Here is a 17,060-nt window from a genome sequence, read left to right as displayed (position 1 = left end):
AATCAAACGGTCAATTGAGGCCTTTTAACGATACGATCCCTATCGCCATGCCGATACGATCTGTATCGGGCTAAGGGGACATTGTCTATCGGGATAAGAGGAGAATCCCTATCGGGTACCCGATGCAAAGCATATCGTAGCAATGAGCAAATTATTTTCATAATTACCTGGCATTTTCATTCCCTCAAAAGAATGAACCATTCGTCCTGTGAGACGGTCGATCACTCAAGTCCCAAAGTTTTTTAAGTCTGTCTGTAGATGTTTGGTGGATTTTATTTTTCAATCAACATCTACTACTATGAAAAGAGATTCATACACCTTAACTCAAAAGGAGGAGAGTTGCCGCCCCTGGGGTCAACAGCTGTCATCCTTTAAGAGAACTTTGTTAGGGCTATGTGTAGTCATGTTAGCGAGCATGTCTTCATTTGCCCAAAATTGTAATATCAACACCAATGTCAACGGTAACGGAGGCACGGCCTGGTCTGGCAGTGGAGTAGGTCAATCATTTACTGCCTGTGCGACAGGTAAGCTAAATTTTGTAAGACCAACTGCAATCAACAATACTGTGGCGACCGCCTACGTGATCATCTACTCTGGCGAAGGCTTTACCAACGAATTGGGAAGGACCGGGAATATTCAGGTTGGAGCAGGCAGAACCAATCAGTTTGATTTGAGTTCGCTGAACATCCAGGTGACGAGTGGTCAGAAGTATACGGCACGTTTCATGGGATGGTCGGGATCTCCGCAATTTCAATATGGGACCTATGCTGCCGCAGATTACTATGCTGGTGGACGAATTCTTGGCGCTGGTGCCAGCAACAATGACATGTTCTTCTCAGCTCAGATTTTGTCTCTGGGAACGCCAACTTTATCGCCAGTTCACAATGCTACGGAGGTTTCTAAAACCAGCCCGATCCTAATCACTTTTGGAGCTAATGTGGAAGCAGGAACGGGTGATGTGGTCGTCAGAAATGAGACCGATGCTGTGGATTTGGTAACGATCCCCGCCGCTGATTTGATCTTCGATGGCGGAGAGGTGACCATTGATCACGGACAGACATTTGAAAGTGGTAAACAATATTCAGTATCTATCGCCTCTGGTGCGATAGTAGGAACCAATGGGGTCAGCTATACCGGAATTAGTGCAGCGAATTGGACTTTTACTGTCACTGATAGACCCGGTTTGACTTTGTCTACTTCAGAAGGAGAACTTACCAATAACTCCCCTTTCCAGGTAACGGCTACATTCACAGCGGCTGTGACCGGGTTTGAGCTGACGGATTTTACTGCCACCAATGCTACCGTTTCTAACCTGAGTGGAAGTGGAGATACTTATACGGTAGATGTTACGCCGGATGCTGATGGTGCGATCACTCTTTCGGTCGCAGAAAATCTTGCTCAGGATGGAGGAGCGCTACTGAATACGGCATCTAACGAGATTGCCTTGACTTATGATGGCACATTCAATGCGCCATTGGTCGAGTCTTCTACCCCTGAGCCCACCTACAACGCACTGGCAGAAGTAACCATCACGGTAGACGAGGCGGTAACTGGACTCGAAGAGTCTGATGTCGTATTGACCAATGCTACTATTCGGTCATTTGACATCACAGGAATGGTAGCTACGGTATCCATTGTTCCTTCTGCTGAAGGAAGCTTTGGATTTGATATAGCTGCTGATGCGTTTACGGATTTGGCTGGAAATGGCAATGCAGCTATTTCTTATACCAATACCTATGAAGTGGATTTGACTTTTGGAATGACGGCTTACTACCCGATTTCGGATGGAGTAGTTGAAGATTATACAGGTAACAACAGAGATTTGTCTAAATACAGCAGCAGTACCCTACCTACGGCTTTCGAAGATAGATACAGCGATGCGGCTGGTGCGATGCTATTCAATGGCACGGACATGTGGACGACCAATTTGCCTAATGGAAGTACCATCGAAAGCTATACCTACAATGATGACAATGGCGGTGTATCTGCCAGCATCTGGGTGAAGCCAGAAACGGATTTGACCTCAGCTACCTCAGGAATTAGAACTTTCTTCGAAACTTATGGAGGTAGCCAGGATCTAAGGTTGGCCTACTATTCGGGGAGCATTTCGATTAAAGTAGGATCTTCGATTTACAATCACAGCGTTTCCCTGTTTTCAGATCAGTGGTATCATATCGCTTTTTCGATTCAGAAAAGTGGAGCAGTTATTTTGTATCTAGATGGTACGGCTTATGAATTGGCCACTACAGGTCCTGCCAGTATGCCAGAGTCTAGTTCAGACATGATCATGTTCGGTAGTACCATCGTGGGTGGCTATGGCTCGATCATTAGCCCGGCTAATGCTGCTTTGGACGATTTCATGATGTACAACAGAGTACTTTCAGCAGTAGAAATGGGCTACCTTAATAGCAACTATCCTAAGTTGGAGCAGCTAGCTATCTGCGATGGAGAAACCATTGCTATCAATGGCACAGACTATACGACTGCAGGTTTCTATCCTTATTCTAAGGCAGGAACGAGCGTCGATTCTTTGATCTTTGCAAATCTAACTGTAAATGGAGCGCCAAGTGTTTTTGCTTCTGCATCAAGTTTACAAATATGTGAAGGAGAAAGTGTAACCTTAACAGGTCATGGAGCGGTTAGCTATGCCTGGGACAATGATGTTGTCGATGGAGTGTCTTTTGTTCCTACAGCAGATGCTACCTACACAGTGACGGGTACCGACGAAAATGGCTGTACGGCTGATGCAAGTGTCAGTGTTACTTTGTCGACTACTACTCTTGAAGAAGTGACTTTGACAGCTGGTCAGACAGATTTTTGTCAGGCGGATGCTGCTGGTACGACCATCACTACGTCTGGATCAGTGACTGGATTTGATTACTACCTATTGAATGCTGATACCGGAGATGAAATCGCTGGACCCATAGCAGGTACAGGTAGTCCTTTGGTATTCCAAACGGGAGAGTTAAACGAAGACATTACTTACGAAGTATATGCAGAGGAACCCGTATCTGGAACTTCTGGATCATTGGAGTTTGATGGTACAAATGATAGGTTGACCATTCCTTTCGATTCAGCTAGCATGGCGATCAGCAATGAGTTTACGATCGAAACCTGGATTTATCCAGAGGGAACAAGTAGTAGAAGAATCTTTTCTAATTTCTCAGGTACTGGATATGCTGCTGTTGGATCTATTGTTTTTGATCTGGTCAATGCTGAAACGGGCGTGCATGATGGTGATGATTTGAGATTGTATGTGAGAAAGGATGTCAATACGCCTGAGTATATTTCTGCTGGTGATGTGTTGACATTAAATGCATGGAATCACGTGGCTGCCACTTTTAAGGATGGTGTGGCGAGCATATATGTGGATGGTGAATTGGTTGCCAATGGAACATTTACGGCTACTTCTGTAGTTTACAACTCTTCTGTTTGGGGAATTGGCGAAGACTACAGCACTAATAATGATAATGCCGAATTCTTTGATGGTAAGATGGACGAATTCCGTGTGTGGAGATATGCTCGTACGCAGGACGAATTGAAATCTACCATGAACAAAGGTCTAGCAGGAACTGAAGATCGATTGGCCGTTTATTTCAAATTTGATGATGGGACTGATGCTACGATAGCAGCAGATGCCAGCGGCAATGGCAATGACGCGACTTTGGTCAGCATGAACCCTGCGACAGTATGGGTTGATGGTTTGATCGGTTCTAATCTGAGCTGTTCGCGTACGATGCAGCAGACAGTAGCTCTGACTGTCGGAGACAGCGAAGCTCCAAGTATTCTGACTCAGGATATCACTGTACAGCTGACCGCCGAAGGTTCGGTTGCGATCACCACAGCTGATATTGACAATGGAAGCAGTGATAATTGCACTGCTACAGAAAGCCTTGCGATGAGTTTGGATATTACTTCTTTCACTTGTGATCAGTTGGGAGAAAATACAGTGACACTAACCGTAACGGACGAAGCGGGTAACAGTGCAGACGCTACCGCCGTGGTGACAGTGACTAGCTATGTAGAGGATAGAACTGTGACGGCAATGGATACTGAAACTTGTCAGGGTGGAAGTGCTGCGATTGCTGTAGCAACTTCTCAAATAGGTGTGAACTACTATCTGGTTAACAACGATGCGGGCACGGATGTCCTGGGGCCAGTAGCGGGAACAGGAAATGATATCGTATTCACTGCCGAAAACATTACTGCAACTACTAACTATTCAGTTAGAGCAAGCCTTGCAGCTGGAACAGCTTCATGCGATTTGACGCTATCTAATGTAGTGACTGTAACTGTTGGTGCCGATACATCAGCTCCAACTTTAGTTTTGACTGATTTGGCTTTAGATCTTGACGCCAATGGTGCGGCTAGTATTGCACTGGCAGATGTTTTAAGCAGTGTTTCTGATAACTGTACTGTAGAAGAAAGTCTGGTGATGACCCTGGATGTTACAGGTTTTGGTTGTGATAACCTTGGGGCTAATACTGTGACTGTCACCGCCACGGACGAATCTGGAAATGTAGCCACTGAAACAGCGACTATTACGATTTCGGATAATACTGATCCAGTGGTGCTGGTTCAGGACATAGTGGTTGTCTTGGACGAAACCAATAATGCTACCATCTCGGTAACGGATATTGACAATGGCTCTTCTGACAACTGTTCGATAGCAAGTATGACACTAGATGTGACCTCTTTCACAGAGGCAAATTTGGGAGATAATACAGTGACCCTAACAGTAACAGACGCAGCTGGCAATGTAGTAACTGCCACAGCCAATGTGAATGTGAGCCCCAATAACCAGGTGCCTGTGGTTCAAGTAGAACCTGGGGATATAACCATTGATGAAGACACTCAGATGAATGGTGTTAACATCACGGGATATTTTTCAGATCCTGATGGAGATGCTTTGACATACAGCGCCACTTCAGATGTGTCTGCAGTAGCACTGACGCTGACTGAGGGTATTTTAGATATCGTCCCAGATGCAAATTACAATGGTAGTGCTACGATTACCTTGACAGCAGAAGATACAAAAGGAGCGACAGCTTCAACTAGCTTCTTGTTGACGGTAACACCAGTCAATGATGCGCCGGTTGCCAATTATGCTTCTGAAGGGTTGGTTGCCACAGAGGGGCAGGTATTTGATTTTAGTGAGAATCCAGGTTTGATGTTCTCAGATGTAGATGGTGATGACTTGACTTATACAGTGGATTTAGGTGCTGCGGCTTCCTGGTTGTCGCAGAGTGTTACAGCAACTAATATCACATTAAGTGGCACTCCGACTTTCACAGATGGAGGAAATGTAGTGATACTAACTATTACTGCTACGGATGGCGTGTTTGAGGCAAGCGTGACTTTGCAGTTGACTGTGCAGAATGTGAATCAGGCACCGACTGACTTGTCACTGTCTGCTACTTCAGTATTAGAGAATGCAGCGATAGGGACTGTGGTAGCTACGATTAGTACCACGGATGCGGATGTAGATGACAGCTTCACTTATAGTCTGGTAGCTTCTTCAGGAGATGTAGTTGCATTGGGACAGGATGAAATCATCGTAGAGGTTGACAATGCTTTACCTTTTGTAATCTCGGGAGATCAGATTGTGACCAACGCAGAATTGGATTTTGAAACGAGAAGCAGTTACGATGTAGAGTTGACCGTAAGTGATGCGGCGGGTGATTCTTATACCGAAAGCTTTACACTGACTGTTGAGAATGTAGCGGAAGCTCCAGTAGCCATCTCTTTGAGTAATAACACAATTGCGGAAAACAATGCACTGCAAGAAGTAATCGGAGAGCTCTCTGTAGAGGATCCAGATCAGGGTGAGACTTACACATATTCAGTGAGCGTGATTTCTGAAGCTATCGAAGTTGGATTGCGTCAGGCTGAAGGAGGAGCTTTTGCTATCAGCGGAAGCCAGCTAGTGGCCAATGAAGTCTACAATTTTGAATCTCAAAGTAACTACAGCATCGAGATCACTGTTAATGATGGTAATGGAAATAACTTCACAGAGAGTTTTACCATCCAGATTACAGATCAAAATGATGCGCCATTTGGATTGGCTTTATCAGCCAATGTAGTACAAGATGGTGCTCAAGCAGGTGCTCTAGTAGGAACCTTGTCGGCTAGCGACGAAGACGGTGAGGAAGTGTTGACCTTCAGCGAAAGCTCAGATATGTTCGAAATTGATGGTACAGATCTGATATTGTCTCAGGCCGTAGATCTTTCGACGATGGAAGGCAATGTATTGAGTGTGGAGGTAACCGCAACGGATGCTTCTGGCGCTAGCATCACCGAGACATTCGAAATAACCATAGAAGCTGAAGAGGTGCTATCTGCAAAAGATGAAGCAACCCCAAGTATAAAACTTTATCCAAATCCAACAACAACACGACTCATGATCGAGGGCTATGCTAAGGACTATAGTCAATATCAGATCATTGGTTTGGATGGTCAAATTCTGGATGCAGGTGTATTGATCGATGGTGGATCCAGCATCCCGGTATCGGGCCTGAAATCAGGAGTTTATCTGATTCGACTGCAAGGTGAAAGCCTTCGATCATTTACCACCAGATTTATGAAACAGTAGTAGATACTGCCCAACAAGTGAAAAGGGATCCTTAGGGATCCTTTTTTTGTTTTACTCTAGTTTGTATCAACTGACTTTTAGTGGCAAGGAAATAGTGAAGGTGCTTCCTTGACTTTCCACCGAATCCAAACTGAGTCCTCCCTGATGCTCTTCTATAATCGAAATCGTGATTGCCATCCCCAAACCGGTACCTTCTCCAGGTCCCTTGGTTGTGAAAAATGGCTCTCCAACTCTAGTCATATGCTCTTCGCTCATCCCGACACCCGTATCTGTAATCTTGATTTGGCAGCTTTCATCATTTACTGTTGTGATGATAGCAATCTTCCCATTACCTACTATGGCCTGTTGGGCATTGGCAAGAATATTCAAAAAGGCCTGATGCAATTTCCCTTCATTCCCTGTTACGATCAGTTGTTCACTACAAAAGTCCCTTTCTATTTCGATGTTGTTTTTCATCGTACCATGCAAAATGAGCAGGCAATCTTCTAAGATGCGATGAATATCGCAGGTTTCAATAGTAGAGTCGGTTTGTCTACTGAATTTGCCGAGGCCTTTTACAATGGCATTGGCACGTTTGACTCCTTCATTGATGATCTTGACAAATTTGGCCAGATTTTTATCCTTCTTCTCCAGTTCAGATACAATTGGGAGCAACCCGTCCACACCTCCTTTGATAAAATTGAGGGGATTGTTGATTTCGTGAGCCACACCAGCCGATAGCACACCAAGTGTCGCCATTTTTTCGTTTTGAATCAGTTTGGTTTGGGCTTGTTTTAACTGATCTAGTGCATCTGCTAGCTCTTCTGTTTTTTTGACCAATGTAGTATTGCTTTTTTCTAAATCGGCATTGACAGACTGCAGAATGAGGCGTTTTTGATAGATCTGGTACTGATAGTAGAATATGATTCCCATGAAAAGAATCAGAAGCGTAATAAACCAGAGTTGTTTCCAAACTGGTGGTAAAACTGTGAATTCAATCTGCGCAGGAGTAGGATCTACATTTCCTTCCTTTCGCATCGCACGTACCTTGAAGGTGTGCTTCCCATCAGTCAAACTCAAGAAAGTATGGCTGGTCTCATGACTATAAGGAGACCATTTCTGATCGTCGAGCTGATAGGAAAATAGGAGCGATTCAGTTTTGGTAGTGTTAAAGAAATCCTTTCCTGACCAAAAAATGGCAGTGTTACCAAAATGGTCCACAGACTCCGTATAACTATCGATCCAGGTTTCGGGCGATATTGTATCGCCTTCATATTTATAGGATTGAAAATTTTGAATCACTTTCTTACTTAGGGGGCTCTGGTCATATACCCTTCTTTTCCATTCACGGGGAGAAACGCTGATCCAAAGCTGGTCATCTATATTAAAAATGGCGCCTCCTTCGTAGCTTAGTGTCAATTCTTGAGGGAAGATGTCATTGATCCATAAGGTGCCATTGAAATGACTGTAGCCCTTGTCTGTTGCAATCCAAATCTTCTTGCCCTCTTCATCACTGGCAATACCGATGATATTGTTGCTCGTAAGGTCGCCATCAGAAGTGTAATTCGTCCATTGATTTTCTTTGAGGATGTAAAGACCATGATGTCTGGATCCTACGTACAAGGTGCCATTTTGATCATTGTAGACTTCATTCACATAGTCATCAAGGGCTTCTATACTATCCAATCTGTGCCAGATGTCTCCTTCCCAATAGTCCAGATAAGATCCTCCAAGCCAAATTCTACCATCCTTGCTTTGGGCGAGACCATAAGCGTTTTGTTTGGCAAGTCCGGAAGCGGTAGTGTGAGGTATATGATGTGTGAATTTTCTGTTTTCTATGTCATATGGGTTTTTGATTTGAATCACTCCTCCTAATTGTTTGCGATCATCATGGACGTCAGATGTTGCCCCTAACCATATCTCTCCTTCTTTTGATTCGTAAAATGCGCGATAATCCACTCCCCAGGACAGAGCTGGCATGATGATCATTTCCCAATTTCCGTCTTTTAGATAGCTAGCGGCTGCTGTTTGATCCTGACTACCGACCAGCCAAATGATATCATCTTTTGCAGCGTATAGGGATACAGGGTCCTCAATTTGATTAGCAGTTTTATCCAGTATGATCCACTTTCCATTTTTCTTTTTGATAATATTCCCATCTATGTCCAAAAACCATGAGGTACCATCACTAGTTTGGCATTGGAAATTGAGTCCTAAGTAGCCTACCCACTTGTCCTGAGACATATCCACTTTGTATACATTGGATTTACTCCCGAATATCCAGAGGTCATTGTAATTGCCCACATGTAGGTCGATATGGGTTTGCTTGATTCCTAAGTCCTCAGAGTTGTAGTTCACCCATTGGCCACTGGTATCCATTGTGTATATTTTTCCTACACCGGTGATCCAGATTTTCCCATCGGGTGTTTCTTCAATATTTTCTGCATAAAAGTTGGTGTTGAGTTTGCTGCCAAAATCTATGCGTTCCCAGACCCCATTGGAGTAAGCAAGAGCAGCGACTCTATTAGAATGGTTGATTACCCAAATCACACCGTTTGAAGCCTGGAAGATGGTTTGCTGGTCTCCAAGTCTGATACCATAGAAATGACTCAACATTTCCACAGAGGTGAGGGAACCGCTCAGGATGTCTTTTTCGGTGACTTGAAGAATTTCCCCTTTTTCTTCCTGTCTTCTATAATCTATCGCTACCCAAAGTACACCCGGACTTAATTCATGGGTATCTGTACTCCCGGAGTATTCGCCTTCGGTTAGGTAGATTTCAGGGATTTGGACATATTGAAATACCTCGTTGTATGCCTCATATTCCTCCCATTTTTTTTGACTCGTTAGTAGGTAGGGGCGTTCGTTTTGTTTGACTAGAATGACTCCTAGCTGAGAAGAAATGATCAGGTTGCCACTCGAAAGTTGCTTGAAGGATTTGGTAAAAAGTCGGATTTCGGAAGGCATCTGAAAAACGAATTGCCATTGTCCATCTACCAGTTTGATGAGTCCGTTCTGACCAACAGCATAAACGGTTTCATTCTTAGTGATGAGTATTTTGTCTGCAGGTTTAAAAACACCATCATTCTCTCCAAATACCTTCCAGTTGTAACCATCGTATGAGGCGATCCCTGAATCTAAACCAAACCAATATAATTCAGATTGTGGAAAAGAAGTAATGCACCTGACGCCCTGATTCTCAAGTTCTGGAAAAAGGGCAAACCGTCTGGATTCGGTCAGTGGGTCGGCCATACTTGGTGTATAAGTACGCTGTCCATAAGTCAGCAAGGGACTCAAAACCCAAAGAATCCAGAAGTAGGGTTTGAGGCATTTAGTCATATCGATCATAGCACAGATACAATATCTCTCATTCTACTTGAATTTACAATAGTTTGATGTTTGATAACTTATATTGATATTGAAATATGTTTTAAAATCAACCAGAAAGATCTTTTTCAGTAAAATGCCCATGACCAATCCAAAAGTCGATTTCTTTTTTGATAAGGAAACCCAATGGCAGGATGCTTACATAGAGCTCCGTAGAATAGTCCTTGATTGTCAACCAACAGATTCTACAGAGGACTGGCGTGAGGAGCTCAAGTGGGGACACCCTTGCTATACCTTCAAAGGCAAGAATGTAGTTCTCATTCATGGTTTCAAGGAGTATTGTGCATTGCTGTTTCACAAGGGCGTACTGCTTAATGATCCGGAAGGTATTTTGGTGCAGCAGACAGAAAATGTGCAGGCGGCGCGTCAGATACGGTTTAGCTCTCTAGATGATGTCATGGAACTGGAATCAGTGCTAAAATCCTACATAAAGAATGCCATTGAAATAGAAGATAAAGGCTTGCAGGTGGAATTGAAGAAGAAGTCTGAGTATAAAATGCCTGAGGAATTTGAACAAGTTTTAAATGAGGATGCTGAGCTCAAGGCGGCTTTTGAGGCATTGACTCCAGGTCGGCAGAGAGCTTATTTACTTCATTTTTCTCAACCTAAACAATCCAAAACAAGGGTATCCAGAATCGAAAAATGCATTCCTGCAATGATGGAAGGCAAGGGCCTGAATGATCGTTAATTCATAGAATTGATTAATGAGTATTAGTTTGCAAAATTGGGTGAACAAATCCCCTGTGCATTCGGTATAAAAACCCCTGCTGAAAATCTGCCCAAAATGGTCGTTGAGCGAAGTTTTTTTTTGCTTCCTTGTAAATTGTGGAATTTTAAAATCTATAATTTCAAATTTATGCCTCTGATTATTGCCCTGATAGGGATTGCTATTTTACTCTTACTCATCATTGCCTTTCGCCTCAATGCTTTTATTGCCTTTGTGATCGTTTCGCTCATTGTAGGTTTAGGTCAAGGCATGCCTCTGGATGAGGTCGCATCCTCCATCCAAAATGGTATTGGAAATACCCTTGGATTTTTGATTATTATTTTGGGATTTGGTGCCATGCTGGGCAAGCTGGTTGCTGACAGTGGAGCTGCTCAGCGGATCACGACCTCCCTAGTCAAGCTCTTCGGGATTCAAAAGGTGCAATGGGCACTGGTACTTACTGGATTCATCGTTGGGATCCCAATGTTTTATTCGGTAGGCTTCGTTATTCTTGTGCCATTGGTTTTTGCTGTTGCTCAGACTACCCGTTTGCCACTGTTGTATGTTGGACTGCCGATGCTGGCGTCATTGTCTGTGACGCATGGTTATCTGCCTCCGCACCCGGCTCCCTCAGCGATTGCGATTATGTTCGAAGCTGATTTGGGATTGACTTTGATTTATGGAGTGGTAGCAGCAATACCTGCAATTGTTTTGGCAGGGCCACTTTTTTCGCGTACGCTGAAGCATATCAACCCGACCCCTCCAAAAGATATTTTCGATTTGACTCCTGTGCCTGAGCACCAATTACCTAGTTTGTTGACTAGTATTGTTACGGCCTTGTTCCCCTTGATTTTAATTGGATCCTCTGCCGTAGTAGGGTTGATGACCGAGGAGGGAAGTACCCTGCACACTTTGTCAACCTATTGGGGTAATCCGCTGTTGGCCATGTTGCTCTCTGTCCTTTTGGCGATTTATACGCTGGGATTGAAAAGAGGGAAGAAGATGGACGAGGTGATGAAATCTATTGTACAGGCAGTGTCGGGTATTACTATGATATTGTTGATTATTGGTGGAGCAGGAGCGCTGAAACAAGTGTTGATTGACAGTGGTGTCAGTGAGTATATCGGAGACATGCTGAAAGGTTCTTCCTTATCGCCTTTGCTACTGGCCTGGTCGATCGCAGCGGCGATTCGAGTTTGTGTGGGTTCTGCGACAGTAGCAGGCTTGACTACCGCAGGTATTATTCTTCCAGTCTTAGGTACTGCCGGAGTGTCCGGTGAGTTGATGGTACTCGCGATAGGGTCTGGTAGCTTGATGTTCTCTCATGTGAATGATAGCGGTTTCTGGATGTTCAAAGAATATTTTAACTTAAGCCTGAAAGAAACCCTCTCTACCTGGACTGTAATGGAAACAATCGTGTCGGTGACGGGTTTGATCAGCGTATTGATTTTACAAACATTCATATAAATGAATCTAAAAGATAGAATTGAAGAATTAGGATTGGAATTGCCACCGGCTCCACCACCAGGAGGGGTTTATGTTCCGTTGGTTGTGACAGGCAATATGCTCTATGTCTCTGGCCATGGACCTGTGTTGCCCGATGCTTCCCTGATCAAAGGAAAAGTCGGTAGTGCATTGGATAAAGATGCTGCTAAGGCTGCTGCTCGACAGGTAGGGTTGACCATGCTGTCGACATTGATCAAGCACTTGGATCCCAAATACAAAATCAAGCGAACCATTAAAGTTCTGGGAATGGTCAATAGCGAAATGGATTTTTTCGATCAGCCCTATGTGATGAATGGTTTTTCAGAACTGATGGCAGAAGTGTTCGGAAAGGAAAATGGTTTGGGAGCACGAAGCGCAGTAGGCATGATCCTACCAGGAAATATTCCTGTGGAGGTAGAAGCCATTTTTGAGATAGAAGAATAGTTATGGAATGGTTTGAGGTAGCAAATATCGATTCCATTCCTTCTCCCTCACTTCTGGTCTATCCCGATCGCATCAGAGAAAACATTCGTCGGATGATTGATATCGCCGGTGGTACCGAGAGATTGAGGCCCCATGTGAAAACCCATAAGATGGCGGAGGTAGTTCAACTCCAGATGGAGCAGGGGATCAATCAGTTCAAATGTGCGACTCTTCATGAAGCAGAGATGTGTGCTCGAGCGGGTGTGAAAGATTTGCTAATCGCCTATCAATTGCTGGGGCCGAATCTGGATCGTTATTTTGACTTGATCCAAAAATTTCCTGATACTCGATTTTCCAGTATTGTAGACGCTGAACAGGCATTGGAAGATCTATCAGTAATGGCCACAAGTAGGCAAATCAAGGCTGAGGTTTATCTGGATATCAACAGTGGCATGAATCGAACAGGTGTCATGCCAGGAGAAGCTGCAGTCCATCTGTATAAGAAAATGTCAGAGTCTCCTTTTATCAAGTCTAGAGGATTTCATGTTTATGATGGACATATACATGATCGGGATTTAGAAGATCGTGTACGTCACGCAGTGGAGGAGTTTGCCGCAGTAGAGGTCATGGAGGAGCGATTGAAAAAAGAAGGTTTTGAGGTTCCTGAGATTGTGGCAGGAGGTACACCTACCTTTCCTGTTCATGCGAGATTCGAAGGGCGCATTTTGAGCCCAGGGACCCCATTGCTTTGGGATGAGGGTTATGCTTCCTCTTTCCCGGATTTAGAATTTTTGCCTGCAGCACTTTTGTTGACTCGGGTGGTAAGTAGACCGAAGCAGGGGGTGATATGTCTCGACCTTGGACACAAAGCGGTCGCCTCTGGAATGGTACATCCGCGTGCGCAATTTTTGGGCCTTCCTGCATATGAGCCTGTGATGCATAGCGAGGAGCATCTAGCGCTGAAAGAGCCCTCTTCTTCGCTAAATATTGGGGAGGAGCTTTTGGCCATCCCTACTCATATATGTCCTACAGTGGCTCTACACAGTCAAGCTTACATAATCGAAAATCACAGAATGACTACTCAATGGCAGATAGCTAGAGCAAGAAACTGAATAAGAAATATGAAAAAACAACCTTTGATATTTGATGCGCATCTGGATCTATCCATGAATGCAATGGAATGGAATCGAGACCTGAGATGTACCGTAGAGGAGATTCGTGAGAGTGAAAAGGGATTGACTGATAAACCCGATAGAGGAAATGGAACTGTTTCTTTTCCTGCCATGCGCAAGGGCAATATTGGCATCTGTGTCGCTACACAAATTGCCCGCTATGTCAAGCGTTCAAGTAATTTGCCTGGTTGGAATTCCCCTGAGCAAGCCTATGCACAGACGCAAGCTCAATTGGCATGGTACAAAGCCATGGAGGAGGACGGTCACATGCTTCAGATCAAAGATTGGGAAGGGCTGGAACGTCATTTGAAGAACTGGGAGAATTCACCTGAAGATACGCCGATTGGATATATTCTGAGTTTAGAGGGAGCTGATTCTATCGTTACTTTGGATCATCTCGAGCGAGCCTATGAGCAGGGGTTGAGAGCCATCGGGCCGGCTCACTATGGCCCGGGTACCTACGCTTTCGGAACGGAATCGAGTGGAGGCTTGGGAGAGAAAGGTCGTGCCTTATTAAAGGAAGTAGAGCGTCTGGGGATCATCTTAGATGCTACTCATCTCTGCGATGAGAGTTTTTGGGAGGCGATGGATCACTACAGTGGACCTGTTTGGGCCAGCCACAACAATTGCCGTTCGCTGGTGCCTCACCATCGTCAGTTTGATGATCGTCAGTTAAAGGAGCTGATTAGTAGAGGGGCAGTCATCGGGGCTGTGCTAGATGCCTGGATGATGGTGCCTGATTGGGTAAGAGGAGAGTCTAGTCCAGCGGCCAGAGAGGTGTCTTTGGAGACGATGGCAGACCATATTGATCACATCTGCCAGTTGGCTGGTAATGCCGAGCATGCAGCCATAGGTTCGGATCTGGATGGAGGGTTTGGAACGGAACAAGGGCCTATGGATCTGGATACAATAGCAGACTTACAGACCTTGCCAGGAATACTGTCAAGCAGAGGATATTCTGAGACGGATATTCAAAATATTCTGAGTCAGAATTGGATTCGTTTCCTTAAAAAGACCTGGAGTTGATCAAGCCTTGAGTGAAAGATCGTTGAGGATATTCATGTAGTAGTTGTAAAAATCGTAGGGCAGTATGTGCTGCTCTTCGTCCTTATTCATCTTTAGCAAATAGGCAATGTGACCGAGTCGTGCCCAATCTTGAATTAGACCTTTGTCTTTGCTTTTTCTTACTTTCTCCTCCAGCGCAAAATATTCTTTCAACGAACGATTTTGAAGGGCATTGCCATGAAAGGATTCCAGGGTCAAGCCATGGGTGCTGCCCATTACAGGGGCTTTGATGTTGTATACTGTGGTGTCTCCAGTCTCTGAGACTTGTTCTTTCAGGGATATGAGATCGGCCTTTTTGGTTGCTTTTTTTACGATACTTTCTATCCCTCCCAATCGTCTCATTTCTTCCAGTCCGAATTGCAGAAAATGCGTGTTTCGATCATTCTCAGAGAATAGACTGGCACCTTCGTCATTGTCGAGCAAGAAGACCTTTTGACTCTTGTCAGAGGTAGTGTGAAAGACTCTTTTTTGTTTGTCCTTCCAGAGGTACCATTCAATTGTCCCAGCAAATAAGGATTGAAATTGAAGGTCTAACAGTGTTTCTGTGATTTCGTTACAATACAAATTTTCTGTATTGTAGAAAGACTCTGGCTTTGTACCAAAAAGCTTTTCAAGCCTTTTGGTATGATGCTGAATTTCCTCTTTGAAATGGGTGGTGGAGTAAATGGATGATAATCCATGGTTGGCGGTCCCACCCAGCAAGGAAAGACTTCCTTGCTTGATGGCCTCCTTTAGTTTCGTTAGTATCCTGCTGGCATGTTTCTCCAGCATATCCAAAAAGGGCAATGAAAAGTAGACCGATATGGGTAGCTTATCTTTTTTGCAAAGGGCTACCAAATCGTCGAGTTCATTTTCCAGATACCCCTGGTAATCGATCATGAAATTTTCATCTGACTGATCGATGTTGAAATAGGCTTTTCCCTGACCAATGTCAAAGAGGCTAAAAGGCTCAAGGCTATGAGCAAAATCGAAGGTCAGTATGATCGAAAGTTTCTTGGTCATGCGCTTACCGTGTCAATGATACTCAAAATTTTCTGGTTTGTCTTTTCCCAGCTGAGATCATTTAGCAAGGCGTAGTTTTCACTGGCAATGTGATGAGCTACTTTTTCATTTTTTAAAAGCGAAACAATGTTTTTGGCAAATTTATCCGAATCATCAAAATGAGCTGTCAATGCACTTTTGAGTACCTCAGAGGCTCCTGAGTTTTCGGAGATCACCATTGGGATTTTTGCAGCTGCTGCCTCCATGGCTGTAAGACCAAAAGGTTCTGAAACAGAGGGCATGCAATATATGTCCGCCATGGCATAGGTTTTTAGCAAATCGGGCTCATTCAAAAATCCAGTAATGTGAAATTTGTTGGCTACAGTGGAGTGGGCTCCAGCCTCGATCAGCGATTTGTAAAGATCGCCTTCTCCAGCCATGATGAATCGGCTATCTGGATAAAGGGCATTTACTTTTTCAGCTATTTCGAGAAATTTGGTTGGGCCTTTCTGTCCTGTCAGCCTTCCGACGAAGAGTACGATCTTCTCTTTGAATGGACTTTCGTGATCTGGATATTCTTTCAGTCTGCAGCCATTGTGAACTACCGAGATTTTGGAATCATCTATTCCATAAACGGTTTGGATGATTCCTTTAGAATAGTGACTTACACAGATGATCTGATCCGCTTGTTCGAAAGCTTCTTTCTCGAGATCGAAAACCCATGAACCTGAATTGCCACAGTTGCGATCAAAGTCCAAAGAATGCACATGAAGGATCAAAGGCTTGTCCAGTTTGGACTTGATGTCAATCGCTGCTCTAAAGTTGATCCAGTCGTGAGCATAGATCACATCAAAGTTGACTTTGTCTGCTGCAGCTTCTATCTGTTTCGAAAAATCGATGAGCTGATCGTGCAAAGGATGATTCACCTGGCTTTCGGTGGTACTGTCTCCCCATCCATTGGAGTAGGGAGAAATAGCGCTTTGGACATTGATTTTGGATAGCTCTGATAATACTTTGAAATCTGAGAAATCGTCGAGGTTTACTTTTTGCTTAGAAAGCGACAAATGATTCTCTATGGCTTCCATCACTTCCATTTCATCCGGCTGAATGATGGTTAGTTCAGTTTGCTCGTTGAGAAAATTGGCGATTTCTTTAGCAGCTATTCCCAGACCGCTGTTTCTAGATACGGGCTCGCCCGGCCCAAGCATGAGGATTCTTTTCTTGGCCATAAATTAGGAGGTTGAAAGATTTGGTTTTGAGGGTAGAGCGA

General features: G+C 44.2%; 9 protein-coding genes. 6 read left to right on the top strand and 3 right to left on the bottom strand.

Annotated features, from left to right (window positions below; translation table 11 throughout):
- Positions 1–298: 298 nt before the first annotated feature.
- Entirely contained in the window at positions 299–6,592 is a 6,294-nt protein-coding gene (locus N7U62_RS13045; RefSeq protein ID WP_264138421.1) for a LamG-like jellyroll fold domain-containing protein, read from the top strand.
- A gap of 66 nt (positions 6,593–6,658) precedes the next feature.
- Here N7U62_RS13045 and N7U62_RS13040 read toward each other — a convergent pair whose 3' ends face one another.
- Positions 6,659–9,910 carry a sensor histidine kinase gene (locus tag N7U62_RS13040; RefSeq protein ID WP_264138420.1) on the bottom strand — a complete coding sequence of 1,084 codons (3,252 nt, stop codon included), beginning with the start codon at positions 9,908–9,910 and terminating at the stop codon, positions 6,659–6,661.
- A gap of 130 nt (positions 9,911–10,040) precedes the next feature.
- On the opposite strand from N7U62_RS13040, the gene N7U62_RS13035 reads away from it, so the two are divergent.
- The 5 genes from N7U62_RS13035 (at position 10,041) to N7U62_RS13015 (ending at position 14,770) form a co-directional block, all read left to right on the top strand.
- Entirely contained in the window at positions 10,041–10,646 is a 606-nt protein-coding gene (locus N7U62_RS13035; RefSeq protein ID WP_264138419.1) for a YdeI/OmpD-associated family protein, read from the top strand.
- 168 nt (positions 10,647–10,814) lie between these two features.
- Positions 10,815–12,131 (top strand): gluconate:H+ symporter, encoded by a 1,317-nt coding sequence (locus N7U62_RS13030; protein WP_264138418.1) that lies wholly within the window; start codon positions 10,815–10,817, stop codon positions 12,129–12,131.
- Positions 12,132–12,593 carry a RidA family protein gene (locus tag N7U62_RS13025; RefSeq protein WP_264138417.1) on the top strand — a complete coding sequence of 154 codons (462 nt, stop codon included), beginning with the start codon at positions 12,132–12,134 and terminating at the stop codon, positions 12,591–12,593. It begins immediately after the preceding gene.
- A 2-nt stretch (positions 12,594–12,595) separates the two neighbouring features.
- Positions 12,596–13,684 (top strand): D-TA family PLP-dependent enzyme, encoded by a 1,089-nt coding sequence (locus N7U62_RS13020; RefSeq protein ID WP_264138416.1) that lies wholly within the window; start codon positions 12,596–12,598, stop codon positions 13,682–13,684.
- A gap of 9 nt (positions 13,685–13,693) precedes the next feature.
- Positions 13,694–14,770, top strand: a complete 1,077-nt coding sequence (locus tag N7U62_RS13015) for a dipeptidase (RefSeq protein ID WP_264138415.1) — start codon at positions 13,694–13,696, stop codon at positions 14,768–14,770.
- On the opposite strand, the gene N7U62_RS13010 is transcribed toward N7U62_RS13015, so the two are convergent.
- Positions 14,771–15,811: a polysaccharide deacetylase family protein gene (locus N7U62_RS13010; RefSeq protein ID WP_264138414.1), complete on the bottom strand. Its 1,041-nt coding sequence runs from the start codon at positions 15,809–15,811 to the stop codon at positions 14,771–14,773.
- A complete protein-coding gene (locus N7U62_RS13005; RefSeq protein ID WP_264138413.1) occupies positions 15,808–17,019 on the bottom strand; it encodes a glycosyltransferase family 4 protein in 1,212 nt (403 codons plus the stop codon). The genes N7U62_RS13010 and N7U62_RS13005 overlap by 4 nt, the downstream gene beginning before the upstream one ends.
- Positions 17,020–17,060 lie beyond the last annotated feature (41 nt).

Source organism: Reichenbachiella ulvae (assembly GCF_025833875.1).
In the GTDB taxonomy this organism is placed as follows: Bacteria; Bacteroidota; Bacteroidia; order Cytophagales; family Cyclobacteriaceae; genus Reichenbachiella; species Reichenbachiella ulvae.
Note: the sequence above shows the minus strand (reverse complement) of the source record. Positions and strands in the feature narration are given on the sequence as shown.

What these genes read in the sequence shown, in the direction of transcription:
- N7U62_RS13020 (WP_264138416.1), top strand. Translation starts at nt 12,596, where the DNA reads ATGGAATGGTTTGAGGTAGCAAATATCGATTCCATTCCTTCTCCCTCA.
- N7U62_RS13005 (WP_264138413.1), bottom strand. Translation starts at nt 17,019, where the DNA reads ATGGCCAAGAAAAGAATCCTCATGCTTGGGCCGGGCGAGCCCGTATCT.
- N7U62_RS13025 (WP_264138417.1), top strand. Translation starts at nt 12,132, where the DNA reads ATGAATCTAAAAGATAGAATTGAAGAATTAGGATTGGAATTGCCACCG.
- N7U62_RS13045 (WP_264138421.1), top strand. Translation starts at nt 299, where the DNA reads ATGAAAAGAGATTCATACACCTTAACTCAAAAGGAGGAGAGTTGCCGC.
- N7U62_RS13010 (WP_264138414.1), bottom strand. Translation starts at nt 15,811, where the DNA reads ATGACCAAGAAACTTTCGATCATACTGACCTTCGATTTTGCTCATAGC.
- N7U62_RS13015 (WP_264138415.1), top strand. Translation starts at nt 13,694, where the DNA reads ATGAAAAAACAACCTTTGATATTTGATGCGCATCTGGATCTATCCATG.
- N7U62_RS13035 (WP_264138419.1), top strand. Translation starts at nt 10,041, where the DNA reads ATGACCAATCCAAAAGTCGATTTCTTTTTTGATAAGGAAACCCAATGG.
- N7U62_RS13030 (WP_264138418.1), top strand. Translation starts at nt 10,815, where the DNA reads ATGCCTCTGATTATTGCCCTGATAGGGATTGCTATTTTACTCTTACTC.
- N7U62_RS13040 (WP_264138420.1), bottom strand. Translation starts at nt 9,910, where the DNA reads ATGACTAAATGCCTCAAACCCTACTTCTGGATTCTTTGGGTTTTGAGT.